General features: G+C 65.8%; 25 protein-coding genes. 5 read left to right on the forward strand and 20 right to left on the reverse strand.

What is annotated here, in order from left to right; genetic code table 11:
- Window positions 1-161: 161 nt before the first annotated feature.
- Both J9314_RS12005 and J9314_RS12010 read left to right on the forward strand, forming a co-directional pair.
- Window positions 162-1487, forward strand: a complete 1326-nt coding sequence (locus tag J9314_RS12005) for an ATP-binding protein (RefSeq protein ID WP_210602625.1) — start codon at window positions 162-164, stop codon at window positions 1485-1487.
- 141 nt (window positions 1488-1628) lie between these two features.
- Window positions 1629-2222: a hypothetical protein gene (locus tag J9314_RS12010; protein WP_210602626.1), complete on the forward strand. Its 594-nt coding sequence runs from the start codon at window positions 1629-1631 to the stop codon at window positions 2220-2222.
- On the opposite strand, the gene J9314_RS12015 is transcribed toward J9314_RS12010, so the two are convergent.
- A complete protein-coding gene (locus J9314_RS12015; protein WP_210602627.1) occupies window positions 2209-2892 on the reverse strand; it encodes a VOC family protein in 684 nt (227 codons plus the stop codon). The two genes, J9314_RS12010 and J9314_RS12015, sit on opposite strands and share 14 nt — an antisense overlap.
- 123 nt (window positions 2893-3015) lie before the next feature.
- Between J9314_RS12015 and J9314_RS12020 the strand changes: the two genes are divergently transcribed.
- Window positions 3016-3759 (forward strand): class I SAM-dependent methyltransferase, encoded by a 744-nt coding sequence (locus J9314_RS12020; RefSeq protein ID WP_210602628.1) that lies wholly within the window; start codon window positions 3016-3018, stop codon window positions 3757-3759.
- A 49-nt stretch (window positions 3760-3808) separates the two neighbouring features.
- Here the strand turns inward: J9314_RS12020 and ypfJ are convergent, their stop codons facing one another.
- Entirely contained in the window at window positions 3809-4687 is an 879-nt protein-coding gene (ypfJ, locus tag J9314_RS12025; protein ID WP_210602629.1) for a KPN_02809 family neutral zinc metallopeptidase, read from the reverse strand.
- A gap of 61 nt (window positions 4688-4748) precedes the next feature.
- On the opposite strand from ypfJ, the gene J9314_RS12030 reads away from it, so the two are divergent.
- Window positions 4749-6065 carry a heparan-alpha-glucosaminide N-acetyltransferase domain-containing protein gene (locus J9314_RS12030; protein ID WP_210602630.1) on the forward strand — a complete coding sequence of 439 codons (1317 nt, stop codon included), beginning with the start codon at window positions 4749-4751 and terminating at the stop codon, window positions 6063-6065.
- 47 nt (window positions 6066-6112) lie between these two features.
- On the opposite strand, the gene J9314_RS12035 is transcribed toward J9314_RS12030, so the two are convergent.
- The 3 genes from J9314_RS12035 to J9314_RS12045 form a co-directional block, all read right to left on the reverse strand.
- On the reverse strand, window positions 6113-6571 hold the full coding sequence (locus J9314_RS12035; RefSeq protein ID WP_210602631.1) for a hypothetical protein: 459 nt from the start codon (window positions 6569-6571) through the stop codon (window positions 6113-6115).
- On the reverse strand, window positions 6571-7317 hold the full coding sequence (dapB, locus tag J9314_RS12040) for a 4-hydroxy-tetrahydrodipicolinate reductase (RefSeq protein WP_210602632.1): 747 nt from the start codon (window positions 7315-7317) through the stop codon (window positions 6571-6573). The genes J9314_RS12035 and dapB overlap by 1 nt, the downstream gene beginning before the upstream one ends.
- Before the next feature lie 183 nt (window positions 7318-7500).
- A complete protein-coding gene (locus J9314_RS12045) occupies window positions 7501-7872 on the reverse strand; it encodes a MerR family transcriptional regulator (RefSeq protein ID WP_210605652.1) in 372 nt (123 codons plus the stop codon).
- 87 nt (window positions 7873-7959) lie between these two features.
- Here J9314_RS12045 and J9314_RS12050 point away from each other — a divergent pair, with 87 nt between their 5' ends.
- On the forward strand, window positions 7960-8682 hold the full coding sequence (locus J9314_RS12050; protein ID WP_246490748.1) for an MBL fold metallo-hydrolase: 723 nt from the start codon (window positions 7960-7962) through the stop codon (window positions 8680-8682).
- 32 nt (window positions 8683-8714) lie between these two features.
- On the opposite strand, the gene J9314_RS12055 is transcribed toward J9314_RS12050, so the two are convergent.
- The 15 genes from J9314_RS12055 to infB form a co-directional block, all read right to left on the reverse strand.
- Window positions 8715-9266: a GNAT family N-acetyltransferase gene (locus tag J9314_RS12055; protein ID WP_210602634.1), complete on the reverse strand. Its 552-nt coding sequence runs from the start codon at window positions 9264-9266 to the stop codon at window positions 8715-8717.
- Window positions 9267-9382: 116 nt separating this feature from the next.
- Window positions 9383-10009, reverse strand: a complete 627-nt coding sequence (locus J9314_RS12060) for a superoxide dismutase (protein ID WP_135539373.1) — start codon at window positions 10007-10009, stop codon at window positions 9383-9385.
- Window positions 10010-10210: 201 nt separating this feature from the next.
- Window positions 10211-11848: a thiamine pyrophosphate-binding protein gene (locus J9314_RS12065; RefSeq protein WP_210602635.1), complete on the reverse strand. Its 1638-nt coding sequence runs from the start codon at window positions 11846-11848 to the stop codon at window positions 10211-10213.
- Window positions 11849-11880: 32 nt separating this feature from the next.
- Window positions 11881-13041, reverse strand: coding sequence for a glutamate dehydrogenase (locus J9314_RS12070; protein ID WP_210602636.1), 1161 nt, complete (start codon window positions 13039-13041; stop codon window positions 11881-11883).
- A 302-nt stretch (window positions 13042-13343) separates the two neighbouring features.
- Window positions 13344-14003 (reverse strand): TetR/AcrR family transcriptional regulator, encoded by a 660-nt coding sequence (locus J9314_RS12075; RefSeq protein ID WP_246490362.1) that lies wholly within the window; start codon window positions 14001-14003, stop codon window positions 13344-13346.
- A gap of 76 nt (window positions 14004-14079) precedes the next feature.
- Window positions 14080-15411: a M16 family metallopeptidase gene (locus J9314_RS12080; protein WP_246490363.1), complete on the reverse strand. Its 1332-nt coding sequence runs from the start codon at window positions 15409-15411 to the stop codon at window positions 14080-14082.
- 62 nt (window positions 15412-15473) lie between these two features.
- A complete protein-coding gene (locus tag J9314_RS12085; protein ID WP_210602637.1) occupies window positions 15474-17702 on the reverse strand; it encodes a polyribonucleotide nucleotidyltransferase in 2229 nt (742 codons plus the stop codon).
- Between the two features lie 367 nt (window positions 17703-18069).
- Window positions 18070-18339: a 30S ribosomal protein S15 gene (rpsO, locus tag J9314_RS12090; protein WP_181275806.1), complete on the reverse strand. Its 270-nt coding sequence runs from the start codon at window positions 18337-18339 to the stop codon at window positions 18070-18072.
- Window positions 18340-18429: 90 nt separating this feature from the next.
- Window positions 18430-19368: a bifunctional riboflavin kinase/FAD synthetase gene (locus tag J9314_RS12095; protein WP_210602638.1), complete on the reverse strand. Its 939-nt coding sequence runs from the start codon at window positions 19366-19368 to the stop codon at window positions 18430-18432.
- Window positions 19369-19584: 216 nt separating this feature from the next.
- Entirely contained in the window at window positions 19585-19956 is a 372-nt protein-coding gene (locus tag J9314_RS12100) for a hypothetical protein (protein ID WP_210602639.1), read from the reverse strand.
- Entirely contained in the window at window positions 19946-20602 is a 657-nt protein-coding gene (locus J9314_RS12105) for a MarR family transcriptional regulator (RefSeq protein ID WP_210602640.1), read from the reverse strand. The genes J9314_RS12100 and J9314_RS12105 overlap by 11 nt, the downstream gene beginning before the upstream one ends.
- Window positions 20603-20730: 128 nt before the next feature.
- Window positions 20731-21687: a tRNA pseudouridine(55) synthase TruB gene (gene truB / locus J9314_RS12110; RefSeq protein ID WP_210602641.1), complete on the reverse strand. Its 957-nt coding sequence runs from the start codon at window positions 21685-21687 to the stop codon at window positions 20731-20733.
- An 11-nt stretch (window positions 21688-21698) separates the two neighbouring features.
- Window positions 21699-22556 (reverse strand): VldE C-terminal domain-containing protein, encoded by an 858-nt coding sequence (locus tag J9314_RS12115; protein ID WP_210602642.1) that lies wholly within the window; start codon window positions 22554-22556, stop codon window positions 21699-21701.
- 175 nt (window positions 22557-22731) lie between these two features.
- On the reverse strand, window positions 22732-23166 hold the full coding sequence (rbfA, locus tag J9314_RS12120) for a 30S ribosome-binding factor RbfA (protein WP_181275812.1): 435 nt from the start codon (window positions 23164-23166) through the stop codon (window positions 22732-22734).
- A 159-nt stretch (window positions 23167-23325) separates the two neighbouring features.
- Entirely contained in the window at window positions 23326-26259 is a 2934-nt protein-coding gene (gene infB, locus J9314_RS12125; protein ID WP_210602643.1) for a translation initiation factor IF-2, read from the reverse strand.
- Window positions 26260-26319 lie beyond the last annotated feature (60 nt).

Consider the following 26319-nt stretch of genomic DNA (forward strand, 5'->3'; position numbering starts at 1 on the left):
CCAGCGTATGTGGCCAGGGTTTCCCTCCCGGTCCCCCGCGCTCACGCGTCGTCCTTCCCCCGCCGAGGCGGCTGTGCTCCTGGCATGGTGAGAGACAGATCACAGGTGGTGGCCCGAAATCGTCTACGCTGGGAGCCTGCCCGCCACCGAAGGAGCTTTCGATGACCCGCACCCGCATCCGCGATTTCCACGATGACGATCTCGACGGGATCATCCGCCTCGTCGAGGCGGCTGAGCAGGAGGCCATGGCCGGTTCTGTTCCCGCCCCTACCCTGTATCCGCTGTCCGAGGTCCTTGCCTCCTGTCAGCGCAATCAGGCCGTCGTCGCCGTCCGAGATGAGGAGATCGTCGGTGCCGCCGTGGGCCGGGCCGCGCACGGTCAGGGGGCGATCGTGTTCTTCCACGTGCTCGGCTCCGTGCGGGATGATCCGGAGCAGGGAACCCGCGCCGAGGCGGGGCTGCTCGATGCGCTCGAACGCCGTCTCATGCCGCTGGGGTTGGGCAAGCTGTCGATGCTCGTGCCGGGCTCCACTTCGGCGTTCGCCGCCCTGCTTGGCAATGGGTTCGAGGCTCGGCCGGAGCTGGAGTACGTCGAGCGGCACCTGCCGGTGCAACGTCGGGAGCTCGATCGGCTCAAGGCGGTCGGAGGTCGGGTGCTGCCGCGGCACCTGTGGGATTCGGTCAGCGGGATGCAGGAGGAGAAGGACATGCTCGAGGACCGCCTCGTCGTGCCTTTGGCCGAACCTGATCTGGCGGATCATTTCGGGGTCGTCCCGCCTCGGGCGGTGATGCTCTTCGGCCCTCCGGGGACGGGGAAGACGACTTTCGCGAAGGCGGTGGCCTCACGTCTGGACTGGCCGTTCGTCGAGGTCTTCCCCTCGCGTCTGTCCGGGGAGCCCGGCGGTGTGGCCGCGGGCCTGCGGTCGACGTTCGAGCAGATCAACGAACTCGAGCATGCGGTCGTGTTCATCGACGAGGTCGAGGAGATCGCGTCGAAGCGCGGGGGTGAGCCGCCGTCGCCGACGCAGGGGGTGACGAACGAGCTGCTCAAGCAGGTCGCGGAGTTCCGGGATCGGGAGGGCAGGCTGCTCATCTGTGCGACGAACTTCGTGCGCGCCCTCGATGCGGCGTTCCTCCGCCACGGTCGCTTCGACTATGTCATTCCCATCGGGCTGCCCGATGCCACGGCGAGGGAAGCGATCTGGACGCGCTACATCCCCGAGCACACGGTCTCCGCTGTGGATCTCGCGGTGCTTGTCGATGCAAGTGACGGGCTGACCCCAGCCGATATCGAATATGCTGCCCGGCGCGCCTCGCAGGAGGCGCTGGCCTCGGCATTGCGGCAGCAGCAGGTCGACATCGCGTCGCGCACGGATGTGCTCTCGACCGATGACTACCTCGAGGCGCTGCGTGCGACCCGGGCTACGGTGTCCGAGGCGACGGCCCGGGAGTTCGGCGAGGATGTGGAGACCATCGCACGGCTGTGAGCGGCGCCGCACCGGCACGTGGCGATTTCGACACACGCGCATACTGTTGTCTCCGGCCGAAGGCGAATAGTGTCTTTAGTGATCAGTATCTGCAGTGATCTGCGGGGACAGCTTCGCGGGTCGGATGAAAAGAGAATAGTCATGGAGATCACCGGACAGCCGAATCTCGGACCGATGCGAGTCGACCTCGGGCGGCTGCACGCTTCGGACCTCCAACCCGTCATCGCCGTCATGTACGCTTTCACGTCGCTGCTGTGCGTCGTGGCCATCGGACTCGGGTTCGTCGTCATGACGTTCTTCGCCGGCCTCATCGACGGGGGTTCCCGGGCCCTTGTGGTGGCGTTCGGAGTCGTGATCGTGGTCGCGGGAGTTCTCGGCCTCGCTGCACTGGTCCTCGTCTTCGTACGGTCCCTGAAGGTGAGCCTGAGAATTCATGACGAGGGTATTGAGTGTGATCAACTGTGGTCCCGTCGGACACGGGTCTTCTGGTCACAGATCGCTGCGATCATTCCGCCAAGTGCGGGCGATGCCCGTCGAATCTGTGCGCTCCGTCTGCGCGATGGGCGCAGGGTCGTCATTCATCGTCTTGCTCTGCCGTCGCACCGCGACTCTTTGGGACAGGTGCTGCCGCACCACGATGTCCGTGTCGTCATCGACCATTTCATGCATTGGCGACGAATCCACGGACTCATTCCTGGTCCAACGGGGTCCGCCCCGCCGATCAATCGACCATAGCTGCGCAGATGCAGGCCCGGTTGCCGTCAGGGTCTTCGAGCACCCAGTAGGACGGTGCCGCTGCATCACTGATAAGACGTCCACCGGCAGCGAGGGCGGAGTCGATTCGGTTCTCGACTTCGTCGTGGCCGACCCAGACGTCCAGATGCCAGCGTTGCGGGGACTCGGTCTCCGGCAGCGGGAAGCGGCTGTTCGTCCGCGGTTCCTGCCACCACAGCCCGGTGTTGACCTGCCCGGTCGGGTCAGCCAATCCGCCGTTTACGTGGACCCCGTCGAATTCGGCATCGAGGAGAGCAGCATAGAAACCTGCCACCCGAGCTCCCGAGGTCGTATTGAGAGCGAACTCCGCCTGCTGCAGACTCGCTGGTTCGGCATGAAGCTCCTGTTCGGCGGCGAGTTCGCTGATGGTGCGAGCAAGGTCGAGATCGTCGCGACTGACCCCTCGTTCGGCTTCGCTGCTCAGGGTGACGACAACGTTGGAAGCGGTCAGGGTGATCTCGGGCGCGAGGCCGGCCCGCTCCGACGCCTCCCCGACAGCTCCGGCCAATTCCAGCGCTTCGGCGAAGTTCGCCGTGAGGAAGCGTGCGCGAATCGGTCCGGCCAGCTGTCGCCAGTCACTCAATCCTGCCGCGTTGATCTGTGCGCCGCTGAGTGCGTCCGATGAACCCATACCGTGTTGCCCCCTCGTCGCACAGTTTCAGTTCACTCTAATCGGACCCGACCAGGTCGACAATAGGGATACATATCAAGTCGCCCTGATGTCTGACGGGTTTGCGGCAGTTACTCGGGAGCCATGCCTGATGCCCTCTTTTCACATCCCCGACTCGCACGTGTCTATGACCCGCTCGATCCCGACCGATCGGACCTGGACACATATGTGAATCTGGTAGCCGAGTTCGGAGCGGACACCGTGCTCGACGTCGGTTGCGGCACCGGGGTACTCATCACTCGGCTTGTCGATATGGATGTCGAGGCTCTCGGCGTCGACCCCGCTCAAGCCTCCGTGGACGTTGCACAGTCCAAACTGACACAAGGCACAGCGGAGCTTGTCGTCGGCACAGCCCCGGACGTGGCTGACGACATTGCCCGGTGGAACTCCTTCGACATGGCAACGATGACTGCGAATGTCGCGCAGGTCTTCCTCGACGACAGTGACTGGCTTTCCACGTTACGTGCTATTCGATACTGCCTTCGCCCCGGAGGAAGGCTGGTTTTCGAGACGCGTGACCCGTTTGACCGCGCCTGGGAGCGGTGGACCAAAGAGACGACTCACCGCACCGTCGATCTCGGCGAGGTAGGCATTGTGGAGGAATGGGTCGAGGCGATTCACGTCGACGGTGAGTTCGTCACCTTCATCTCGCCGACGATCTTCCACCTCGATGAGGAACGCATTGATTCGACGTCAACGCTGCGTTTCAGATCACAACCTGCGGTCGAGCGGACTCTGTCGGATGCGGGCTTCAGCGACGTTGAGGTTCATGATCTCCCCTATGCTCCCGGACGTGGCTGGCTCTTCATCGCCACTGCCGGGGGCTGACGAAGTCGCATGCCATGTTCGGGCGGCTGGCACACCCAGAGCTCGCGCCTCAGAGCTCGTCGCCGGAGACCGCGAAGGTGTCGCAGCTGTTCAAGCCCTCGTTGTAGCCGGAGGTGAACCATTTCTGGCGCTGTTTGCTCGAGCCGTGGGTGAACGATTCCGGGTTGGAGAACCCGGACTGCTCTTGGATGTGGTCATCGCCGACGACGAAGGCCGCGTTGAGCGCGTCGTCGAGTTGTTCCTGCGTGGGTTCTTCGAGGTACGGGTTGCCGTTGTCGTCGGTGAGTGTGGTGACATTGCCGAGCCAGGCCCCTGCGTAGCAGTCGGCCTGGAGTTCGGTGCGCACGCTGTTGCTCTCGGCCCCGGTGCCGTCGTTGGGGTGTTCGCGCATGACTCCGGTGATGTTCTGGATGTGGTGGCCCCACTCGTGGCCGACGATGTAGAGCTGGGCGAGCTCGTCGGCGGAAGCGCCGAACTGCTGACGCATGATGTCGAAGAAGCTCGGATCGATGTAGACGCCCTGATCGGAAGGGCAGTAGAAGGGACCAACCTGATTCGACGCGGTGCCGCACGCCGTCGACGTCTGCCCGTCGACGATCGTCAGCTCCGGCGGCTGATACCCATCGACCTTCTTCTCCCAGTAGTCGTCGAGGACGACCTGAGCCCCGGCCATCCGGCAATCGACGTTCGTGTTCGCATCCTCGCCGGTATCGCACTGGGACATGCTGGTCCCGCTCGAGGAGTTCTGGCCGCCTCCGTCATCGAGTTCCAACCCGCCCATCAGTCCGGTCACATCGACGCCGAGCAGCGGACCGATGAGGAAGACGAGCAGCCCGACGATGCCGACACCGCCGCCGGCAATCGCGGTATTGCGGCCGCGCTTGCTCGTCCTGTTGCCGCTGATATCGGCATTCGGGTTGAAAGTCATGGCATAAAGATACCCCGGGCGCGTACGCGCGCGGTCGGCATAGTCGTGTGAGAATCGAACCATGAGCTCTCACCCGGCAGACCCTCACCGAGCGCAGGGATCCGACCCAGGCACCACCTCGGCGACGGTGGCGAATCGGCTCAGCCCTGCCGGACGGCTCATCGGTCTCGATGCCGCCCGCGGGATCGCCCTGCTGGCGATGATGGTCACGCACATCTTCGCACTCGCCGATGACACGGGGATGCCGACGTGGGCAGCGATCTTCGCCGGTCGCGCCTCGGCGCTGTTCGCGGTCCTCGCCGGCTGCTCGCTGGTGCTCTCCACCCGCTCCCGATTGGACGGTGCCCATGACGGCCGGGGGCGGCTGCGCGATGCCGTGCCGAGCGTGCTCATCCGCGCGGCCGCCATCGTGATCATCGGACTGTGCCTCGGATCGATCTCCAGCCTGCTGGCGGTCATCCTCGTCAACTACGGGATCATGTTCGCCCTCGCGCTGCTCTTCCTGCGGCTGCGCGCCGGCGCCCTGTTCGCGATCACGGGAGCGTGGATGCTCCTGACTCCCGTGGTGTCGATGTGGGTGCGGTCGACGTTCCTCCTCGAACCGAGCTACCTGCCGATGGGCTTCTTCGACTTCGCCACTCCGGGCACGATGCTCACCGACCTCTTCCTCACCGGGTATTACCCCGTGCTGCAGTGGATGTCCTACATTCTGCTGGGCATGGCGGTGGCGAAGCTCGACATCGGCCGACATCTGCTCGGCCTGTTCACCGTCGGACTCTCACTCTTCGTCGTTGGTCGCGGTTCCTCCTGGCTGCTGCTCAACGTCTTCGGTGGGGATGCGGCACTTGTCGAGGACTCACAGATGTGGGGCATCGATCTCACCGCGGCCCTGTTCACCGGCAGCTACGGGGTGACTTCGGCGACCTCGTGGTGGTGGCTGGCGATCGCCGGACCGCATTCGGCGACGCCGTTCGACCTGCTCTCCACGGCCGGAACGGCGGTGATGACGATCGTGGCGTGCCAGGCCGCTACGGTGCTGTTGGGACGCCGGTCGTGGGCGCTCGCCCCGCTGTCGGCACCGGGATCGATGCCGCTGAGCGTGTATGCCGCACATGTGGTGCTGATCGAGATCACCCGGCCGGCCATCGTCAATGATCCGACGGAGGGCGCGGGAACTGTGGCCGAACAGTCCACGGAGTATCTGGTGCACGCGCTGACGTTCGTGCTCATGCCGCTGTTGTGGAAGATGTTCGTCGGTCAGCGCGGGCCCTTGGAAGGTGGGATCGCGGCTGTGATCCGGTCGGCATCGCCGGGGTCGGGGACGGGCTCGGCGGGGTCGGGGTCGGGTTCGGGGTCGGGATCAGCCGCCTCGGAGTAGGGCCGGGGTCGGGGTCAGCCGCCTCGGCGAACCATTCCTGACCGCGATCAGGCGCCTTGCTTCTGCCCCTCACGGAACAGGGCGATCGACTTGCGCATCGTGGCGCGGGCGCGTTTGCGATCGCCGCTGGCGTCGTAGGCGCAGGAGAGGCGGAACCAGGATCGCCAGTCACCCGGTGCGGCCTCGGCTTCGGCCTGGTACTTCACGAATTCCTCATCGGCGGCCTCACGGATGATCTTCCCGCCCGGTGTCCGCGGCAGATCATCGACGGGCAGTCCGCCCTCGTCGCCGAGGATGCGGGCGAGCTTCTCAGTCCTCGCACCGAAGATGAGTTCGACGATGAGCGTCCAGGCGCCGATGATCGGCAGCACGAACAGGGCGATGCCCATGATGCGCGGGATGAGGTCGGGTTCGCGCACGAGGATCCAGGCCCGCTGTCCCATGAGGACGAAGTAGAAGACGAGGACGACGGAGACGACGATCGCTCCGATCTTGGCCTTCGACATCAGAGGTCGAGCATGTTCTCGAGGCCGTGGATGAGCCCCGTGTAGTCGGCGATCGAGCGGACCGCGGTGACGATGCCCGGCATGAACGCCGAGGTGGAGTGCGAGTCGGTGCGGATGGTCAGGGCTTCGCCGTCGGAGCCGAAGTGGATCTCCTCGTGGGCGTTCATGCCCTGCTGGCGGATCGCGTGGACGTGGATGCCGTCGATGACCGCTCCCCGGGCACCCAGCGGGTCGGATTCCGTGGAGTCGGGGACGGCCGGGAGTCCGGCTGAGTTGCGGGCGGCAGCGATGCGCTGGGCCGTGTGGTTCGCGGTGCCCGAGGGTGCGTCGAGCTTGCGGGTGTGGTGGGTTTCGACGACCTCGGCAGAGTCGAAGTAGGGGGCGGCGAGTTCGGCGAAGCGCATCGCCAGGACCGCACCGATCGAGAAGTTCGGGGCAATGAGGACCGCGGCCTTCGGGTGGTCCTTGAGTGTGCCTTCGAGGCGGGCCAGTCGGTCGTTGTCCCAGCCGGTGGTGCCGACGACGGTGTCGATGTCGTGTTCGACGAGGAAGGTGACGTTGTCCTCGGTGGACTTCGGGACGGTGAGTTCGACGGCGACGTCGACATTCTTCTCGAGCAGGGACTCGAGCGAGTCGCTGCTGCCGAGTGCGGCGACGAGCTCGAGGCCATCGGCAGCCTCGATCGCATCGACGGCATGGGATCCCATCCGCCCTTTGGCTCCGATGACGGCTACGCGAATGCTCATATGTCTGTGACTCCTCGTGTGACGATCCCTGCGATCTCCGCTCGCCAGTCTAGCGACCCCGAGGGTGTCTCCTCACATCCGGTGACCCAAAGAACACTCCCATTTGCTACCCGACGGCGGCGCAGCAACCTGGGGCGAGGTATCTGGGCTCCCGTCGGGTAGTTCTGGAGGGCAGATGCAGAGTCAGCGGCCACCGGAAGCGAACGACGAACAGGCCGGACAGTCGTTGATCAGAGGATGCGTGCATTCGAGCACATGCCCGAGGTATTCGGCCGACGCATTGAGAAGTTCTCGTTGACGGAGGATCTCATCACGCTGAGCGGCTACGAGTTCGACCTTCTCATCGCGAGTTCCGTTGAGCAGGCGTGCGATCACAGGCAGAGGCATTCCCGCTTTCTGGCATCTCAACGCAATTGTCACAAGACCGAGTTGCTGAGCGTTGTATTGCCGCGCTCCGCCGGCCGTCCGAGGCGGATCTATGACGCCTTCGCCCTCCCAATGCCTGAGCAGGTGTGTGCTCACCCCAAGATATTCTGCGGCTTCTCCGATCCTCATGGCGTCATGGTAGTTGACTTCGTGTCGACTCGAACTCCTACAGTCATAGCCATGGACATCGTCGAACTCAACTGCGGGACACTCAACATGCGCGGCGGCGAGGCCGCTTTCGGAACCGATCACTTCGTCTGCCGTGTGCTCCTCATCAAGGATGGGGCCCGGCTGATCGCGGTGGACACAGGAATCGGCCACGCCGGAATCGCAGACCCGGTTTCTCGTTTCGGAAAGCAGTGGCTCGACCTTGCACGCCCGGCCCTCGATCCGGACGAGACGCTGAAATCCCAAGTGACGGCGCACAAGCGGGACCCGCACTCAGTCACCGACGTCATCGTCACGCATCATCACCGGGACCACGTCGACGGCCTCTCCGACTTTCCGTGGGCACGAATCCATGCTGCCGACGAGTGTCGCAATGTTGTCCGCGACGGTGGCGCCGGGCTGGTGCCCGCGCAGTGGTCACACGATATCGTCTGGGCGCCGAGTCCCCGACCTGCTCCCGAGTGGCGAGGATTCGCCACGTTCACATTGGACGGGCTGCCGAATACGATCCGACTCATAGCTCTGGGCGGACATGCACCGGGACACGTAGGGGTTCTCGTCCCTACAGACGACCATTTGCTGCTTCACGTCGGCGACGCCTTCCATCATCACACCCAATTGCTGAGTACCGCGCCCGCCGGAGTAGAGGACTTCGCCCGTTCAGTCCAATACGACGAAGCCGAACGAATGAACACGGTCAGGAAGATCGCCACTCTGTCTGGCGACAAAGACATTCGCATCGTCAGTTCCCACGACCCCAGAGAGGTGTAGTTCTGGGTTTCGGTTGTGGCGCCGCCGATGTTTCAGATCACGCGAAGCCGGGTTCCGCTGTGCCGCGGGTCCCCACGCAGACGAGCGCAGACCTCGGTGTCATAGCGGATGCCGTCATAGACCAGTTTCTCTCGTTCGCGGCCTTCGATGAGGAAACCAGCGTTCATCGCCACTGCGGCCGAGGCCGGATTGTTCACCCGGTACCCGAGTTCGAGTCGATAGATCCCTTGATCGTCGTGGAGATGATCGACGAGGCTGCGCAGTCCCGCCGAGGTCAGCCCTCGGCCTCTTCCCTCGGCGACAATCCAGTAGGAGATCCACGCGGTCGAATGCCGGTGATCGATCCCGGAGGCCATGACGTTGCCGAGGATGCGTAGGTCCGATCCGTCGGCATGGTCAACGATGACGAAGGCACAGACCTTGCCCTCCGCCTCGGCGCCGGTGATGGTCTCGATCCATGTACGAGCGCCGACAAGACTGCGGTCGTCGGGAATGTTGGACAGCAGAGCGTCGTCGGCCTGCTCATACACCTCAGCCAATGCCTCGGCATCTTCAGTGCGCCAATGTCGGAGGATTGCGCTCATGTGCTCAGCCTATCCGCGCTCGTCCACCCCACAAACGTACCCCCAAAACACCTGACGGCGGCCCAGCAACCTTGCGCGAGGTTGCTGGGCCGCCGTCAGGTAGCAATTGGGAGGGGTCAGCCGAGGAGGAGACCCTTCGTCTGAGCGACTGCACGGTCGAAGCGTGCACCGGCGTCGGCCCAGTTGACGATGTTCCACCAAGCCTTGACGTAGTCGGGCTTGACGTTCTGGTAGTCGAGGTAGAAGGCGTGCTCCCACATGTCGAGCTGCAGAACCGGGGTGCCGCCGAGCTGGATGTCGGACTGCTGGTCCTTGAGCTGCTCGATGAAGAGGTTTCCGCCGAGCTGGTCGTAGACGAGAACGGCCCAGCCGGAGCCCTGGATCGTGGTGGCCGCAGTGGTGAAGTGCTCGCGGAACTTGTCGAACGAACCGAACTGGTCATCGATGGCTGCAGCGAGTTCACCGACCGGCTTGTCTCCACCGTCCGGGGACATGTTGTTCCAGAAGATCGAGTGGTTGACGTGACCGCCCAGGTTGAACGCGAGGTCGCGGGTCAGCTTCGGCACGTTGGCGAGGTTGCCGGATTCGCGGGCTTCGGCCAGCTGCTCAACGGCGGTGTTGGCGCCCTTGACGTAGGTGGCGTGGTGCTTGTCGTGGTGCAGCTCCATGATGCGAGCCGAGATGTGCGGCTCAAGAGCGGAGTAGTCGTAGGGCAGTTCCGGAAGTGTGTACTGCTCAGCCATGAGATTCCTCCTGATGAGATGTGATGTCCACCGAACGGTGGCTTCATTTCGACCCTATCCCAGGGTCACATCTCGGACAACAAGGGGTCCGCGGCCTCTATTCCAATTCCCATGAAATGACCGGAAAACCTGTCCGAACCGCACCCTCGCATGACTTCTGCCGACACAGTGTCCCGCATGTCGAGATCGCCGCCGAGGTGGTCAGGCGGGGAGCATCGCCTCCCCCGCCCGCGATCGCTCGGTGATGTGGATGAGCGTCGGGCCTGCATATTCGTCAGCGTCGAGCAGGGCTGCCAGCAGGTCCGCCTCTCCCTCGACGTGGACTCCGCGTGCGCCCATCGCCTGTGCCAGCGCCGGGAAGTCCGGCCCGTCGAGGACGACGCCGGAGGGTGCGTCACCGCGGTCGGCCATCTCGTTGCGGATCTCCCCGTAGCCGCCGTTGTCGACGATGATGACTGTGACCTGCACCTTCGCCTGCACCGCTGCGGCGAGTTCGGCGATCGTGAACATCGATCCGCCGTCGCCTTCGATGGCGATGACCCGCGCCGAGGCGGCCGAGAGCTTCGCGCCGATCCCTGCCGGCAGACCGTAGCCGAGTGTTCCCGCTCCCGCCGGGTAGAGGAACCGATCCCCCGCCCGAGCAGCCCAGCCTGTCTGCACTCCGTAGTAGCAGGCCATCGTCGAATCCGCCGCGACGATCACGGGCGATTCCGCCTGGGCGGTGAAGGAGTTGAGCGCTCCGCACAGGTCCGCCCAGGATCGGCCCGATTCCTCGGCCGCCGAGGCTGCCGCCGCCTTCCGCTGCCCGGCCCATGCCGCTGCCGCCCGAGTGGTCTCATCAGCGCGGCGAGACCTCAGCACACCGTCGAGCCCGGCCGTCGCGGATTCCGCGTCGGCGAGGATCGGGTGGCTCACCTTCGCGTTCGTGAGCATCTGCACCTCGTCGATGTCGATGCGCACAACGGTCTCGGGCAGGGGCAGCGGTTCGGGCCAGAAGTCGCTCGGAGCCAGTTCGGTGCCGATGGCGATGACGGCATCGGCATCGGCGAGCAGTTCGGGCAGGCAGTCGAGGACCCCGACGGCCCCGAGGCAGGCCGGTTCCCGGTCGTCGATGATGCCCTTCGCATTCGAAGACAGGATGATCCCGGCACCCAAGGTCGCGGCCAGGTCGAGGATCGCGGGACCGGCGGATCGGGCTCCGGCGCCGGCGATGATGAGCGGACGTCGGGAGGTGGCGACCGCCTCGGCGGCGGTCTCGAGGGCCTGCGGATCAGCGGTCGGATGCGGGCGTGTGATGGACGGGTGCAGCCGGCCTGGTCCCGCGGCTTCGATGAGGTCGAGCGGGATCTCGATGGCAGCCGGTCGGGTGCGGCCTGAACGCATGGCCGACAGGCTCTGCCCGACGGCCAACGACACCTCGCCGGGGCTGGTGACCCGTGTGACCTCGGTGAGCACGGCGGACAGTGCACCGGATTGGTTGCGCACTTCGTGGAGGAGTCCGTTGCCGCGCCCGGGGTGGGTCAGCGGCATGCCGGGACAGACGAGGAGGACCGGCACCGAGTCGGTGAAGGACTGGAGCAGTGCGGTGAGCGCGTTGAGCACGGCCGGACCAGTGGTGGTGACGACGACGTTGACCTCACCGGTGGCCCGGGCCGCACCGTCGGCCATATAGCCGGCTCCCTGCTCGTGGCGGGGCGAGATGACCTCGATGCCGTGCGCACTCAACTGGGCGAAGATCTCGAGGTTGTGGGTGCCGGGGATCCCGAAGACGCGCGTGATGCCTTCGGCCGTGAGGGCTCTGGCCAGGTGGGCGCCGCCGGTGAGGTCCTGCGTGGTCATGACTGTCCCTTCGTCTGAGAGGTCGGTGCTGCTCATCTGTCGCCGCCATTGAGTGCGGCGAGGTTCGCATCGACCTTCGCCTGGGCGGCCACGCGAGGGCTGATGCCCTGGTCACGGGCGGTGGCGAGCACCTCGGTGGTGAGTTCGCGCAGTGTCTCGGTGACGATGGTGCGGCTGTCGTCCCAGCTGCCGTCGACGTCACCGAATGTCACCCACCACCACCAGGCGTTCGTCGCCGAGTTCGCGAGGAAGTCCGGAATGACAGTGACGCCTCGGGCCAACAGCGCTTCTTCGGCGGCGGGGAGGACGGGCATGTTCGCGGCCTCGACGATGAGCGAGGCTCGGATCGCATCGCAGTTCTCCGGCGTGATCGCGTAGCTGACGGCGGCCGGGACGAGGACGTCCGCGTCGACGGCCAGCCAGTCGTCACGATTCCCATCGCAATCTTCTGCCCGCAGTGCCGCACGGTCGATGCCGCCGAAGGAATCACGGCTGGCCAGCAAGGTCTCAACGTCGAGTCCGTCGGGGTTCGACACGAACCCATCGGCGTCGGCGATGCCGACGATCCGCAGTCCCGCCTCGGCGAGGTAGCGGGCAGTGGCGCCGCCCATCGACCCGAAGCCTTGGATGACGGCGGTGGATTCGCCCGGTTCCCGGCCGGCCGCTTCGAGTGCGGCGATCACCGAGGTGGCCACGCCGAGTCCGCCGACGAGTTCGTCCTGTGCGATGCCGTCGACGACGGTAGTGAAGGAGCGCTCCACGCGCGCCGAGGCGGCTGCGGGGTCATCGAGGAGTTTGTCGACGGCAGTGAGTCCTGAACCGAGGCCACGACGGTCGAGGATCTCGTCGATGTCGTCCTGCCGGACTCCGAGGTCTTCGCCGAGTGCCCAATAGGAGTGCATGATCGGGTTGACCGCGACGAGGAATCGTTCGAGGACATTTTTGGCGCCAGGCGCGCGGGGATCGAAGTCGATGCCGCCTTTGGCACCACCGACGGGCACGTAGGCCCGTCCTTCGCGGAGGTGGATGGCTTCCTTGCGCGTCATCCCCTGGGCGAGCCCGCGCACCTCGTCGAGGGTGCAGCCCTTGCGCATGCGCAAGCCGCCCGAGGCAGTGCCGCGCACGAGGGTGTCGATGACGACAAAGCCTGCCGCGCCGGTGGCAGGGTCCTGCCAGGTGATCTCCATGAACATAGGGCCTCCAGGAGCTCGGTCGAACGCAACTCCGCTGATCGATCAGCCGGTGTTGGCGGATCCGTCAATCTTACTGAATCGTGGTTCAGTAAATTCTCCGACTACAGTCTTGCCGGATGACGCTGGCCTCGTCAAGATCGCGTGCGGCAGTGCGTTCTCCTCTCCGCCGACGGTGGCTTCTCAGCCCGCTGCTGAGAGCGGTGCCGTGATCTGCGTGCGATTTTGGTCATTCCACCGCGTTTTCGGCGACGAAAACGCGGCGGATCGACCGAACAATCGCCATCCAGAGCCGCGCAGACGAGTCACCCGAGCTCATGGGTGAGGAAGTCGTCAGCCCACACCCTCAGCTGCTCGGCCTCGACGGCCTCCGGGTTGACCATCATCTGAATGGCAAGTCCGTCGAGGAAGGCGAGGATACGGGTTGCCCTCGCGTCGGTGCCGCCGGTAGGAGTCTCGGCACCCCGGGTAGGAGCGTCGACGCCGCTGGTAGGAGCGGCACACTCCCCCGCTGCGATGGCTTCCTCCATGAGACGTGCGAGGATCGACTTCCATTCCCTGTCCATCGCCGCGAACGTCGACTTCAGTTCCTCGTCGAAGAGACCGGCCGACCAGCCGTCGATCCAGATCTTCCAGCTGCGCGAAGAACCGCTGGGCAGGTACCAGCCGACCACTGCTCGCAGCCGCTCCCGCGCCGAAACGGTACCGGCCGACACTTCGCGCCCAGAATCGGTTCCTGCCGCCAGCTCCCGCGCGCGATCGATATCCTGCCGCCCCGCATAGTCGAAGGCCGCGGCTACGAGGGCTTCCTTCGTTTCGAAGTGGTAGATGATGAGGCTGGCGCTCAGACCCAGACGAGCGGCGACATCGGACACGCGCAGGGTGCGCAGCCCTGTCGCCTCGATCTCCTCGACCGTCGCCGCGAGGACCTCCTCCCGACGCACGGCCGGGTTCTTCCGCGCCATCTCTCCGCCTCCCTTCCCCCTCCTGTCGCCTGGCTTCCCACGGCTGAAGTCACAGCCCTGGTACGCCGACGAACGCTCAGGCCAGCTTCACCTCGGCGGCGGGGCCGACCATGGCCAATGCCTTGGGCCGCGCCAGCAGACGACCGGCCATCTCGCTGACCTGCTCCGAGGTGACTGAGCGGACGCGTTCGATGAGATCCAGCGGGGCCTCGAGCGGCAGACCGAAGATCTCCGACCTGGCCAACCGGTTCATCCGCGCAGCCGAGGACTCGAGCCCGAGGACCATCGACCCCGACAGCTGAGAGACGATCTCGTCGAGTTCGAACCGGCTCGGGGCCTCCTGCGCCAGCCGATCCCATTCGGCCAGCGCCAGATCGACGACGGCCTGAGCGTTCTCTGCCGTGCATCCGGCGTAGATGCCGAACGTTCCCGTGTCTGTGAACTGGCTGGCCACACAGTTGACGGCATAGGCCAGCCCACGCTCCTCGCGCACGCTCTGGAACAGCCGCGAGGACATTCCGCCGCCGAGCATCGTGAGCATGACAGAGTAGATGAACCGATCCTCGTGGCCTTCCTCCAGGCCCTCACAGCCGAGCATGATCCCCAGCTGTTCGATGTCCTTGACGGTGTGCGAGGTCCCCGAGTGGAATTCCGGACGCACGCGTGCGGCGCCGCCCAGGTGCGATCCCTTGGCTACCGAATCCGAACCGACCGCCGCCGAGGCGGCCCCGCCGTCGGTCGCGCGCGTGTCGATGCTGCCCGCGTCGTGATCGTTCCCCGCACCCGACCAGACGTCGGCGCGGGACCCGAGCCCCGCCTCGGCGAGGGCGTCCTCGACCATCGCGAGCACCTCTTCATGCGTTGCCCCACCGGCGGCCGCGATGACCAGCCTCGGCGGGATATACGTCGAGGCGTAATGGTCGATGACCGTGTGGTGGCCGAGCACGCGGATCTGATCCTTCGTCGCCCCCACGGGACGGGCCAGCGAATGCTGACCGAAGACGAGAGCATCGAAATCGTCGAAGAGCACATCGCCGGGATCATCGGCCGACATCGCAAGCTCTTCGATGATGACACCGCGCTCGCGTTCGAACTCGTCAGCATCGAGCTGCGAGTTCGAGACCATGTCGATGAGCAGCCCGGTGATGTTCGGCAGGTCGGTGACGAGGCACCGCGAGTAATAGCAGGTGAGCTCCTTGGCGGTAATCGCGTTCGAGTCCCCGCCGGTGCGGTCGAAGGCCGCAGCGATCGACTTCGCGTCCCGCGACCCCGTTCCCTTGAACAGCATGTGTTCGAGGAAGTGGGTGGAGCCTGCGGTCTCGGCGGATTCGTCGCGGGAACCCGCAGCGACCCAGATGCCGATCGTCTCCGAGGCCAGGCCCGGCATATGTTCGGTGGTCAGCGTCAAACCACCGGGGAGGACAGACCGATCGATTCGGCTGCCCTCCCCGGTGTGTGAACTATCCAGTATCAGTTGTCTGATCCCTCGTCGTTCGACTCGGACTCATCGGAGTCCTCGGTGACCGGGGCGAGCGAGAGCTTGCCGCGATCGTCGATCTTCGTAATCTCGACCTGGACCTTCTGGCCCACGCCGACGACGTCCTCGACGTCCTCGACGCGCTTGCCGTCGTTGAGCTTGCGCAGCTCGGAGATGTGCAGCAGACCGTCCTTGCCCGGGGTCAGGGAGACGAAAGCGCCGAAGCTCATCGTCTTGACCACGGTACCGAGGTAGCGTTCGCCGACCTCGGGGACCTGCGGGTTCGCAATCGCGTTGATCATCGAACGAGCGGCCTCGGCGGCCGGTCCGTCGGTGGCGCCGATGAGGACGGTGCCGTCGTCTTCGATGCTGATGTCCGCGCCCGTGTCCTCCTGGATCTGGTTGATCATCTTGCCCTTGGGGCCGATGACCTCACCGATCTTGTCGACGGGGATGTTCACGGAGATGATCCGCGGAGCCGTCGGTGCCATCTCGGCGGGAGCGTCGATCGCATCGGCGATGACGTCGAGGATGACCATGCGGGCCTCGCGGGCCTGCTTGAGCGCGGCACCGAGCACCGAGGCGGGCAGGCCGTCGAGCTTCGTGTCGAGCTGGATCGCGGTGACGAAGTCCCGGGTTCCGGCGACCTTGAAGTCCATGTCGCCGAAGGCGTCTTCGGCACCGAGGATGTCGGTCAGAGCCGCGTACGCGGTCTGCTCGCCCTGATCGGTGGAGATGACGTCGGAGACGAGTCCCATGGCGATGCCGGCCACGGGTGCCTGCAGCGGCACACCGGCCGAGAGCATGGCCAGCGTCGAGGCGCAGACCGAGCCCATCGAGGTCGAACCGTTCGAGCCGAGGGCCTCGGAGACCTCACGGATCGCGTACGGGAAGTCCTCGCGCTTGGGCAGGACCGGGACCAGGGCGCGCTCGGCGAGTGCTCCGTGGCCGATCTCGCGGCGCTTCGGGCTGCCCACACGGCCGGTCTCACCGGTCGAGTAGGGCGGGAAGTTGTAGTGGTGGATGTAGCGCTTGCTCGTCACCGGCGACAGGGAGTCGATGGTCTGCTCGAGCTTGAGCATGTTGAGCGTGGTGATGCCCAGGATCTGGGTCTCTCCGCGCTCGAACAGAGCCGAACCGTGCACGCGCGGGACGACGTTGGTCTCGGCGGTGAGCGGACGGATGTCCTTGAGCCCACGGCCGTCGATGCGGATCTGCTCGGTGAGGATGCGCTTGCGCACGACCTGCTTGGTCAGGGCGTTGAGTGCGTTCGCGATCTCCTTCTCACGGCCCGCGAAGCGCTCCCCGAGCTTCTCGAGGAGTTCGTCGAGGAGTTCGCTGCCGGCGGCGTCGCGCTCCTGCTTGTCCGCGATCTGGAAGTTCTCGGTCTGCTTGGCCTCGCCGAGTTCCTTCACAGCCTCGTACACGTCGTCCTCGAAGTCGCGGAAGACGGGGAATTCGACGGTCGGCTTCGCAGCACGATCGGCGAGCTCGGACTGCGCGCGGCACAGTTCGGCGATGAAGGGCTTGGCGGCTTCGAGGCCTTCGGCCACGACCTCCTCGGTGGGGGCCTGCGCGCCGGTCTTGATCTTGTCGATCGCGTTGTCGGTGGCCTCGGCCTCGACCATCATGATGGCGACGTCGTCACCGACCACACGACCGGCGACGACCATGTTGAACACGGCGTCATTCAGCTGCGAGTGGTTCGGGAACGCGACCCACTGGCCGTCGATGAGCGCGATGCGCACGCCGCCGATGGGGCCGGAGAACGGCAGACCCGACAGCTGGGTCGACATCGAGGCCGCGTTGATCGCCAGAGCGTCGTAGAGGTGGTCGGGGTTGACCGACATCACGGTGACGACGACCTGGACCTCGTTGCGCAGGCCCTTGACGAAGGACGGGCGCAGCGGGCGGTCGATGAGGCGGCAGGTGAGGATCGCGTCGGTCGAGGGGCGTCCCTCCCGGCGGAAGAACGAGCCGGGGATGCGTCCCGCGGCGTACATGCGCTCTTCGACGTCGACGGTCAGGGGGAAGAAGTCGAAGCCCTCACGGGGGTTCTTGCCGGCCGAGGTGGCCGAGAGCAGCATGGTGTCGTCGTCGAGGTAGGCGACGGCGGAACCGGCGGCCTGCTGAGCGAGGCGTCCGGTCTCGAAGCGGATGGTGTGCGAACCGAAGCTGCCATTGTCGATATGGGCAACGGCGGATTCAGGGTTGAGTCCCACGTAGTCTCCTCTGTTGTGCCGGCACACGGCGGACCTCAGCGCTCGAGGGAAGTCCTCGAGGCATGAGACATCGGCCTGCTCGATGCAGTGCGCGATTCCGTGTGGAGTCGGCGGGATATTTGCTTCGGACACCCCATGGATCCACGCCGGTCATCGATCGGGGCCCACGGAACCGGCACCCCAGAAGTCGGGGTGCGCATTCCTCCGGAGGCCACTACCGAAGACCGAAACGTCCATGTCAGGGTTGTCCGCTGACGAGTCTACCGCAGAAGCACGAAACCGCAGAAGCACAGAAGCGCCCCACCCGAAGGTGGGACGCTTCCGTGGCTGTCGTCTCAGCGTGCGACCATGCCGGCCGCCGGCCGAATCAGCGGCGCAGACCGAGGCGCTTGATGAGCGAACGGTAACGCTCGATGTCGACCTTCGCGAGGTACTTGAGCATCCGGCGACGCTGTCCGACGAGGAGCAGCAGGCCGCGACGCGAGTGGTGGTCGTGCTTGTGATCCTTGAAGTGTTCGGTGAGATCCGAGATCCGGCGGGTCAGCAGTGCAACCTGAACCTCAGGAGAACCGGTGTCGCCCTCGTGAGTTCCGTATTCCTTGATGATCTCTTGCTTCACAGCAGTGTCGAGAGCCATGGGTTCTCCTTCGTATCGTTGCGCGGCGCGACGACCTGAAATCGTCGCACTATGGGACCGCGGCCGGTGAAAACGGCAGAGATCAGCTTATCAGGTGTGCAGGACCTCGCGCACATCGGCGATGTCCTCGTGCATCTGCACGATGAGGTCGTCCATCCCGGTGAAGGCGACCTGACCGCGGATGCGGGCGACGAATTCGAGAGTCATCTCACGCTCGTAGACATCGAATTCGCCGAATTCCTTGTCGAGCACGTACGCCTCGACCCGGCGGGAGCTGCCCTGGAAGGTCGGGTTCGTGCCCACGGAGATCGCGGCCGGGTACGGCTGACCCTCGCCGGAGAACGTGGCCCAGCCGGCGTAGACGCCGTCGGCAGGCACGAGTCCCGCGTGATCGTCCGAGAGGTTCGCCGTCGGGAATCCGAGGTCGCGGCCGCGGGCATCACCGTGGACGACGGTGCCGTGGACGGCGTGGTAGCGGCCGAGCTGATCGGCCGCCTCGGCGACGTCGCCCGAGGTGAGCTGCTCGCGGATCCGGGAGGACGAATACCGTCCCCCGCGTCCGACCTCGTCGATCGTCTCCGTGCGGAAGCCGTAATCCTCGCCGAGGCGGCGCAGCGTGTCGATGGTGCCTTCGTTGTCACGGCCGAAGCGGACATCGTCGCCGACGACGACGATGCGTGCCTTGAGTGCCTCGACGAAGTAGGTGCGGACGAATTCCTCGGGCGTCTGGGCGGCGAAGTCGAGGTCGTAGGGCTGGACGAGGAGGGCGTCGATGCCGGTGGCGGCGATGAGGTCGGCGCGCTGTCCGCTGCTCGTGATCATCACCGTCGGTTCGTTGGGCCGGTGGACGGTGCGCGGGTGGGGGTCGAAGGTCATCGCGATCGATGCCAGTCCTTCTTCCCGGGCGCGGGCGGCGACGGCGGCGAGTACCGTCTGGTGCCCGCGGTGGACGCCGTCGAAGTTGCCGAGGGTGACGACAGTGCCGACATCGTCGACGTCGACCTCATCGAGTCCGTGATACAGCTTCACCAGACGATCGCTCCTTCCGTGCACCGACTCAGATTATCGCAGACATGGTTTCGCTCCTAACCCGCACCTCGCCGAGGTGGCCCCGCCCGATCTCGGGCCTCGGGTGACCGTCGGGTCGGGTCCAGGGTGGGCCCGTGAGGTCAGAAGGTCTGGTCGCCGTGGGCTCGAGGTGGGGCGGGCAGCCGTGCGGTCGCGATCGAACCGGCGGCCCTCCGGTCAGGCGATGACTGCCCAGCCGATGACGCCGATGAGGGAAGACAGGACGATGGAGACGAAGGTGCCGATGATGAATCGCTCCCCCGCCGCGGCCGAGGACTTGATCTCGGCGAAGCGACCGAGTCCCTTGACCGCGATGACTACGGCCATGAGTTCGGGGCGACCGAGGACGATGGCGCCGGCGATGAGGGCGCGTTCGACGATGCCGATCCACATGCCGCCGCGCAGGACCTCGACGTCTTCAGCCCCTGTCCGTTCGGGCTTGCGGCCCGGACCGGAATGGGTCAGGCGCAGGAACGCCGGCACGAGCGGCCAGCCGATGAGGGCCGCGACCACTGCGGCCGCGATGGCGACGAGCACGTCAGTCCACATGGGCGCCTCCTTCCGCCTGGCCCGGCTGATCCGCCCGCGTGGATCGGTCCAGCTGCCTGAGGTGATGTGCGGCGAGATTCTGAGCGCCGGCGACGATCTCGGCGGTGCCGGGGGCGAGCACTCTCGATACGGCCTGCTGTGAGACCCCGAAGAGTGCGGCGATCTCGGCCTGAGTCGCATCGGGGTGGTCGAGTCGGTGGTCGACGTAGCCGCGCGAGTGGGCACGCAGCTCGCCCAGCGTCGTCACGAGCAGGCGCAGGGCAGCCTCGGCGAGGGTGCGTTCGGTGGACTCGCACTCGGCGGATTCGCTGTCGTTGCGGACGACGAGGTGGGCGGGCGCGGACTTCGCGGATTCCACGGCCTGTCTGGCGGCGTAGAAGGCCTGGCCTCTGGCTTCGGTGGTCGCCGTCGGCAGCGGCTGCTCGACATCACCGACACCGAGGCCGATGTGCCAGCCGGAGGCGACGGCGATGCGGCGCACTGCCTCGGCGACGGCGGCCGGATCGTCGAGGACGCCCTGGACCTCGTCGCCGATCGTGCGGGCGAACGGGATGACGGTGTCGATGGGCTCGAGTACCGCGAGGACGGAGGGCACGGCATCATCGCTCGTGCGCGAGTCCTGCTGGTCGATGGTGAGGACGAACATGACTTCAGTACAGCAGATCCCGCGGGTCGAAACAAGCCTTTTGATTGTATTATCAAAATACAAGCTTTCAAATTGTTTAGAGTGAGCGGGTGCGACAGCCCATGCGAGATCGGCGCAGCTGCGCCGAGTCAGGCGAGGTCGATGGCGAAGGCGGTCAGCGACTTGAGACCGCCGTCGCGGCGCACCTCGGCGACGGAGACGAGCACGTCATCGCAGATGACTGCCACTTCCCCGTGCGCAACTTCCCCGTGTGCACCCGACGATGATTCCGGCGCGTCGGCAGTCCAGTCGGCCGCCGTCACCACCTTGCCCTGCATGAGGGCGGTGGCCTGATCGGTGTCGACCGTGACGACGGGCAGGAAGGTCCGGGCCGCCTCGGCGAGGGACGTGAGTGCGGGGGCCGCAGTGTCGAGGTCGGCAGGCAGAGTCACCGCCTGGTCGAGCTCGAAGTCACCGACTCGAGTCCGGCGCAGCGCGGTGAGGTGCCCGTAGACACCGAGGTCGGTGCCGATGTCGCGGGCCAGGGCGCGCACGTAGGTGCCCGAGGAGCAGTCGACCTCGACGTCGACGTCGACGTGACCGTCGGCGGCGGCGAAACGGATGTCGATGACTTCGAAGGAGGAGATCTCAACGCGGCGGGCCTTGAGTTGAACGTCCTCGCCGGCGCGGACGCGGGCGTAGGAGCGTTTGCCGTCGACCTTGATCGCCGACACGGCACTGGGCACCTGGTCGATGGGTCCGCGCAGCTTCGCGACAGCCGCCTCAACGATCGAGGTGTCGACGGCGGCGAGGTCCGCGGGTGCGGCGAACCGGTCGGGGTCGGAGTCGGCGTCGTCGGTCGGCGTCGAGGAGCCGAGCCGGATCGTCGCCAGGTAAGTCTTCGAGACTCCCGTGATGTACGTGAGCAGCTTGGTGCCGCGGCCGAGACCGAGCACAAGCACACCAGTGGCCATCGGGTCGAGAGTGCCGGCATGGCCGACCTTCTTCGTTCCGTACCAGCGGCGGATGCGGGAGACCACGCCGTGGGAGCTCAGGCCCTGCGGCTTATCGCAGACGAGGATGCCCTGCGGGGAAGAATCGCTCACGAAGGCAGGAATCAGTTGAAGGAGGCGTGCACGTGGTCGAAGTGATTGGCCGTCGTGGATCCGCGGTCCTCCATGCCCTTCCAACCCTGTCCGGGCATCCAGATGCGCTGCTTCCAGATGACGTACTTGACGTTGAGGCTGCCCTGGTTCTTGATGAGGTAGTCGGCGATGCGGTCGCCGGTGGATCCGGTGATCATGATGTCCACGGCCTCACCGGTGTTGTGGTCCGAACCGGTGCCCGGGCGGCGTCCGCCGAAGGTCTTGACCTCGGGGAACTTCGCGCACACGGCACGGTAGCCGTTGACGGCGTTCGGCAGCAGGCCGGATTCGATCGAGGAGGACACGCTGCACGGCGGCACCGACGTGTCACTCGAGGTGCCTTCATCCTTCTTCGACTTCTCATCCGAGGACGAGGAGTCGTCGCTCTTGCTCGATTCGGCGGAGGACTCCGCGGTCGGCTTGGGCTTCTTGACCTCGAGAGTCGTCTTCGAGGACTTGTTCTTGTACTTCGGGTCGTCCTTGACCTTGTCGAGGTACTCTTCGCCGGCCTTCTCGCGCTGAGCGTCGAGTTCGTCCTGGCTCACCTGCGAGGGGCTGGTCGATTCCTCGGACCTGGTGTTCGCCGCCTCGGTGGTGACATTGCCTGTGTCGGGCGGTCCCATGACGACGGTCGAACCGACCACGGCTGCGGTCGCGGCTGCCGGAACGGCGATGGCAGCGACGACGGGACGCTGCTTGACGGTCGCCAGCACAGACGTCGCCGTCGACGGCACGTTCGCTGAGTGCCGGCCCGAGGAGCGCTTGTTGGGAGTGAGATCCCGGACGAGCTGCTTCGCGAACGACGGCTTCGGTGAAGAGTGCTTACCCAATGCAGAAATCCCTTAACAGAGTCGTAATCGTTTCGTTACCGGAAAAAGTCTACGACACCAGGGAAAGATAACAAAACTGTTACAGGAAGTTTTTTCCGCACGTGACGAAGATCAAGTGCTCGTCCCGAGTGGACCCGACGATGGGAGTCGCCGTCCGCAGCGACGACGTCCCAGGTCAGTCCTCGTCGGTGTCGTCGTTCTTCTTGTACGGGTCGGACTCCCCCGCATGCTGCGCGTCCTTCGCCAGACCGGCCACGCGAGCATCGTCGGCTGCGGCCTGAGCGAGCAGTCCATCGAGACGGGCGGCCGCCTCGGGGACGGCGTCGGCGATGAATTCGAGGCTCGGGGTCAGACGGATCGTCAGGCCCTTGCCGACCTCGGAGCGGATGAATCCCTTTGCGGATTCGAGCGCCTTGCCGGTGCCGATGAGGTCCTGGTCGTCACCGTAGACGGTGTAGAAGATCGTGGCGTGCTGCAGATCGCCGGTCACCCGCACATCGGTGACGGTGACGAAGCCGAGGCGCGGATCCTTGAGCCTGCGCTCGATGGTGCTCGCGACGATGACCTTGATCTGGTCGGCGATCTTGCGAGCCCGGGTCGGGTCTGCCATGGTTGATGTCCTTTGCGTCGGGGCCGGAGCAACTTCTCTGGCCCAATGATATCTGTGGAATCGAAGCGGCTCCGGCCGGTCCCGTCATGGAACCGGCCGGAGCCGTCGATGTCGACTCTCTGCGTTCAGGAGCCCTACGCGGTCAGGTATCGGCCGCGATCAGTCGCGCGGCTTCTCCTGCATCTCGAAGGTCTCGATGATGTCGCCTTCGCGCAGGTCGTTGAACTTGCCGAGTCCGATACCGCACTCGTAGCCCTCACGGACCTCGGTGGCGTCATCCTTGAACCGACGCAGCGATTCGATGCTGACGTTGTCGCCGATGACGACTCCGTCGCGGGTGACGCGAGCGGTCGAGTTGCGCTTGATGAGACCGTCGCGGACGATCGATCCGGCGATATTGCCGAACTTCGAGGACCGGAAGACCTCGCGGATCTCCGCGGTGCCCGTCTGGACCTCTTCGAACTCGGGCTTGAGCATGCCCTTGAGCGAGTTCTCGATGTCGTCGATCGCCTGGTAGATGACCGAGTAGTAGCGGACGTCGACGCCTTCGCGGTCGGCCAGGTCGCGAGCCTTCGCTTCCGGACGGACGTTGAATCCGAGGACGATCGCGTTGTCGACCGTGGCCAGGTTGATGTCGTTCTCCGTGATCGCACCGACGCCGCGGTGGATGATGCGCAGGTCCACGTCGTCGCCCACATCGATCTTGAGCAGCGAATCCTCGAGCGCTTCGACGGCACCGGAGACATCGCCCTTGAGGATGAGGTTGAGCATGTCGACCTTGCCCTCGGCCAGTGCCTTGGTGAAGTCCTCGAGGCTGATGCGCTTGCGACCGCGGGCCTGAGCGGCGTTGCGCTCGATGGCATCGCGCTTCTCAGCGATCTGACGTGCGGTGCGATCGTCATCGGTGGAGATGAACGAGTCACCGGCGCGCGGGACCGAGGACAGACCGAGCACCTGGACGGGACGGGACGGACCCGCCTCGTCGACCTGGTTGCCGTTCTCATCGAACATCGCACGCACACGTCCATAGGCGGTGCCGCAGACGATCGCGTCGCCCTGACGCAGCGTGCCGGACTCGACGAGGACGGTCGCAACAGCGCCGCGGCCCTTGTCGAGCTTGGCCTCGATCGCGATGCCGCGAGCAGACTTGTCGGGGTTGGCCCGCAGGTCCAGTGCGGCATCGGTGGTCAGCAGCACGGATTCGAGCAGCTGGTCGATGCCCTCACGCTTGAGCGCGGAGATCGGCACGAACATCGTCTCGCCGCCGTATTCCTCGGCCACGAGGTTGTATTCGGTCAGCTGCTGCATGACCTTGGCCGGGTTCGCCCCGTCCTTATCGATCTTGTTCACGGCCACGACGATCGGCACTTCGGCCGCCTGAGCGTGGTTGAGCGCTTCGATGGTCTGCGGCATCACACCGTCATCGGCGGCGACCACGAGGATCGCGAGGTCGGTCGACTTCGCACCACGGGCACGCATGGCGGTGAACGCCTCGTGACCCGGGGTGTCGAGGAAGGTGAGCTTGCGCTCCTGGCCCTCGTGCTCGACCTCGACCTGGTAGGCACCGATGTGCTGGGTGATGCCACCGGCCTCTCGACCGGCCACGTTGGCCGAACGGATCGCGTCGAGCAGCTTGGTCTTACCGTGGTCGACGTGACCCATGACCGTGACGACCGGCGGACGGGCGGCGAGATCCTCGTCGTCCTCCTCCGCGGCCTCGGCGTCGAGATCGATGTCGAAGGTCTCGAGCAGCTCACGGTCCTCGTCCTCGGGCGAGACGATCTCGATCTTGTAGCCGAGCTCCTCGCCGAGGACCTCGAAGGTCGCCTCGTCGAGGGACTGGGTGATCGTCGCCATCTCACCGAGGTGGAAGAGCACGGTGACGAGGTTCGTCGGATCCGTGTTGATCTTCTCGGCGAAGTCGGCCAGCGACGAGCCGCGACGCAGACGCAGCGGTGTGTTGCCGTCTCCACGCGGAACGGTGACGCCACCGACCGAGGGAGCCTGCATCTGCTCGAGCTCTGCGCGCTTCGCCCGCTTCGACTTCCGTCCCTTCTGACGGGGACCGCCGCCGCGGCCGAACGCACCCTGGGTGCTTCCGCGACCGCGACCCGAGCCGCGACCACCGGGGCCGCCGCCGGGTCCGCGACGAGGACCGCCGCCCGGTGCTCCGCCCGGTCCACCGGGACCGCCGGCGGGAGCGTTGCCGCGTCCGCCGCCGCGGCCGCGACCGGGAGCAGGCTTGTTCAGTGCCGAGTTCTTGAGCATCGACGGGTTGGGGCGAGGCGCACCGGGACGCGGTGCCGGACGCGGACCGCCCGAGGACTCTTCGCCGCCCGAGCGGGGCTTCTGACCCGGCTTCGGCATTCCCTGCGAGGGTGCGAACGGGTTGTTGCCGGGACGTCCGCCCTGGCCTCCCTGTCCACCCTGACCGCCTTGACCCTGGCCGCCGGAGCGTCCGCCGGGCTTGGGGCCGCGGCCGGGCTTCGGCATTCCCTGCGAGGATGCGAAGGGGTTGTTGCCGGGACGAGCCGAACGGCCGCCGGGCTTCGGGGCGCCTGGCTTGGCAGCGCCGCCGGGCTTCGGAGCTCCCGGCTTCGGTGCGCCCGGCTTCGCTGCGGCACCGGGCTTGGGTGCTCCGGGCTTCGGCGAGGACTTCGTCTCGGATGCCTCGAATGCCTCGGGTGCAGATGAGTCCGCGGACTCGGCCGGTGCCGGGCTCGCCTCGGCTGCCGGCTCAGCGGCAGGCTTCGGTGCGGACTTCGCAGCGGGGGCGTCCGCCTCGGCGGGGGTCGACTTCGCCGGGGTCGACTTGGGGGTCTGCTTCGCGGCGGGCTTGGGTGCGGGCTTCGCGCCTGGTTTCGGGGCTCCGGGCTTCGCGGCCGGCTTGGCGGACTTCTTCGCGCCGGAGGACTTCTGACCCTCGGCTGATCCGGAATCGGCGAAGGCTTCCTTCACTCGGCGCACGACGGGCGCTTCGAGCGTCGAGGAAGCAGAGCGAACGAATTCGCCCATGTCCTGGAGCTTCTCGAGGACGTTCTTACTTGTTGTGCCGAGCTCTTTCGCGAGCTCATGGACACGGGGCTTTGCCACAGTTCTCCTGTCCGGGTTCCTTCCCGGTCAGGAAAGAACCTCATCAATGAAGAGCAGTAC

It is taken from the genome of Brevibacterium oceani (assembly GCF_017948325.1).
Lineage (GTDB): Bacteria > Actinomycetota > Actinomycetes > Actinomycetales > Brevibacteriaceae > Brevibacterium > Brevibacterium oceani.

Coding starts and splice junctions, on each gene's coding strand:
- J9314_RS12035 (WP_210602631.1), bottom strand. CDS start 6,571: ATGTCGAAGGCCAAGATCGGAGCGATCGTCGTCTCCGTCGTCCTCGTC.
- J9314_RS12075 (WP_246490362.1), bottom strand. CDS start 14,003: ATGGCGCGGAAGAACCCGGCCGTGCGTCGGGAGGAGGTCCTCGCGGCG.
- J9314_RS12015 (WP_210602627.1), bottom strand. CDS start 2,892: ATGGGTTCATCGGACGCACTCAGCGGCGCACAGATCAACGCGGCAGGA.
- J9314_RS12020 (WP_210602628.1), top strand. CDS start 3,016: ATGCCTGATGCCCTCTTTTCACATCCCCGACTCGCACGTGTCTATGAC.
- rbfA (WP_181275812.1), bottom strand. CDS start 23,166: ATGGCAGACCCGACCCGGGCTCGCAAGATCGCCGACCAGATCAAGGTC.
- J9314_RS12105 (WP_210602640.1), bottom strand. CDS start 20,602: ATGTTCGTCCTCACCATCGACCAGCAGGACTCGCGCACGAGCGATGAT.
- rpsO (WP_181275806.1), bottom strand. CDS start 18,339: ATGGCTCTCGACACTGCTGTGAAGCAAGAGATCATCAAGGAATACGGA.
- J9314_RS12030 (WP_210602630.1), top strand. CDS start 4,749: ATGAGCTCTCACCCGGCAGACCCTCACCGAGCGCAGGGATCCGACCCA.
- ypfJ (WP_210602629.1), bottom strand. CDS start 4,687: ATGACTTTCAACCCGAATGCCGATATCAGCGGCAACAGGACGAGCAAG.
- J9314_RS12065 (WP_210602635.1), bottom strand. CDS start 11,848: ATGACCACGCAGGACCTCACCGGCGGCGCCCACCTGGCCAGAGCCCTC.
- J9314_RS12055 (WP_210602634.1), bottom strand. CDS start 9,266: ATGAGCGCAATCCTCCGACATTGGCGCACTGAAGATGCCGAGGCATTG.
- J9314_RS12050 (WP_246490748.1), top strand. CDS start 7,960: ATGCGCGGCGGCGAGGCCGCTTTCGGAACCGATCACTTCGTCTGCCGT.
- J9314_RS12045 (WP_210605652.1), bottom strand. CDS start 7,872: ATGAGGATCGGAGAAGCCGCAGAATATCTTGGGGTGAGCACACACCTG.
- J9314_RS12005 (WP_210602625.1), top strand. CDS start 162: ATGACCCGCACCCGCATCCGCGATTTCCACGATGACGATCTCGACGGG.
- J9314_RS12100 (WP_210602639.1), bottom strand. CDS start 19,956: ATGTGGACTGACGTGCTCGTCGCCATCGCGGCCGCAGTGGTCGCGGCC.
- J9314_RS12010 (WP_210602626.1), top strand. CDS start 1,629: ATGGAGATCACCGGACAGCCGAATCTCGGACCGATGCGAGTCGACCTC.
- J9314_RS12060 (WP_135539373.1), bottom strand. CDS start 10,009: ATGGCTGAGCAGTACACACTTCCGGAACTGCCCTACGACTACTCCGCT.
- J9314_RS12070 (WP_210602636.1), bottom strand. CDS start 13,041: ATGTTCATGGAGATCACCTGGCAGGACCCTGCCACCGGCGCGGCAGGC.
- dapB (WP_210602632.1), bottom strand. CDS start 7,317: ATGAGCATTCGCGTAGCCGTCATCGGAGCCAAAGGGCGGATGGGATCC.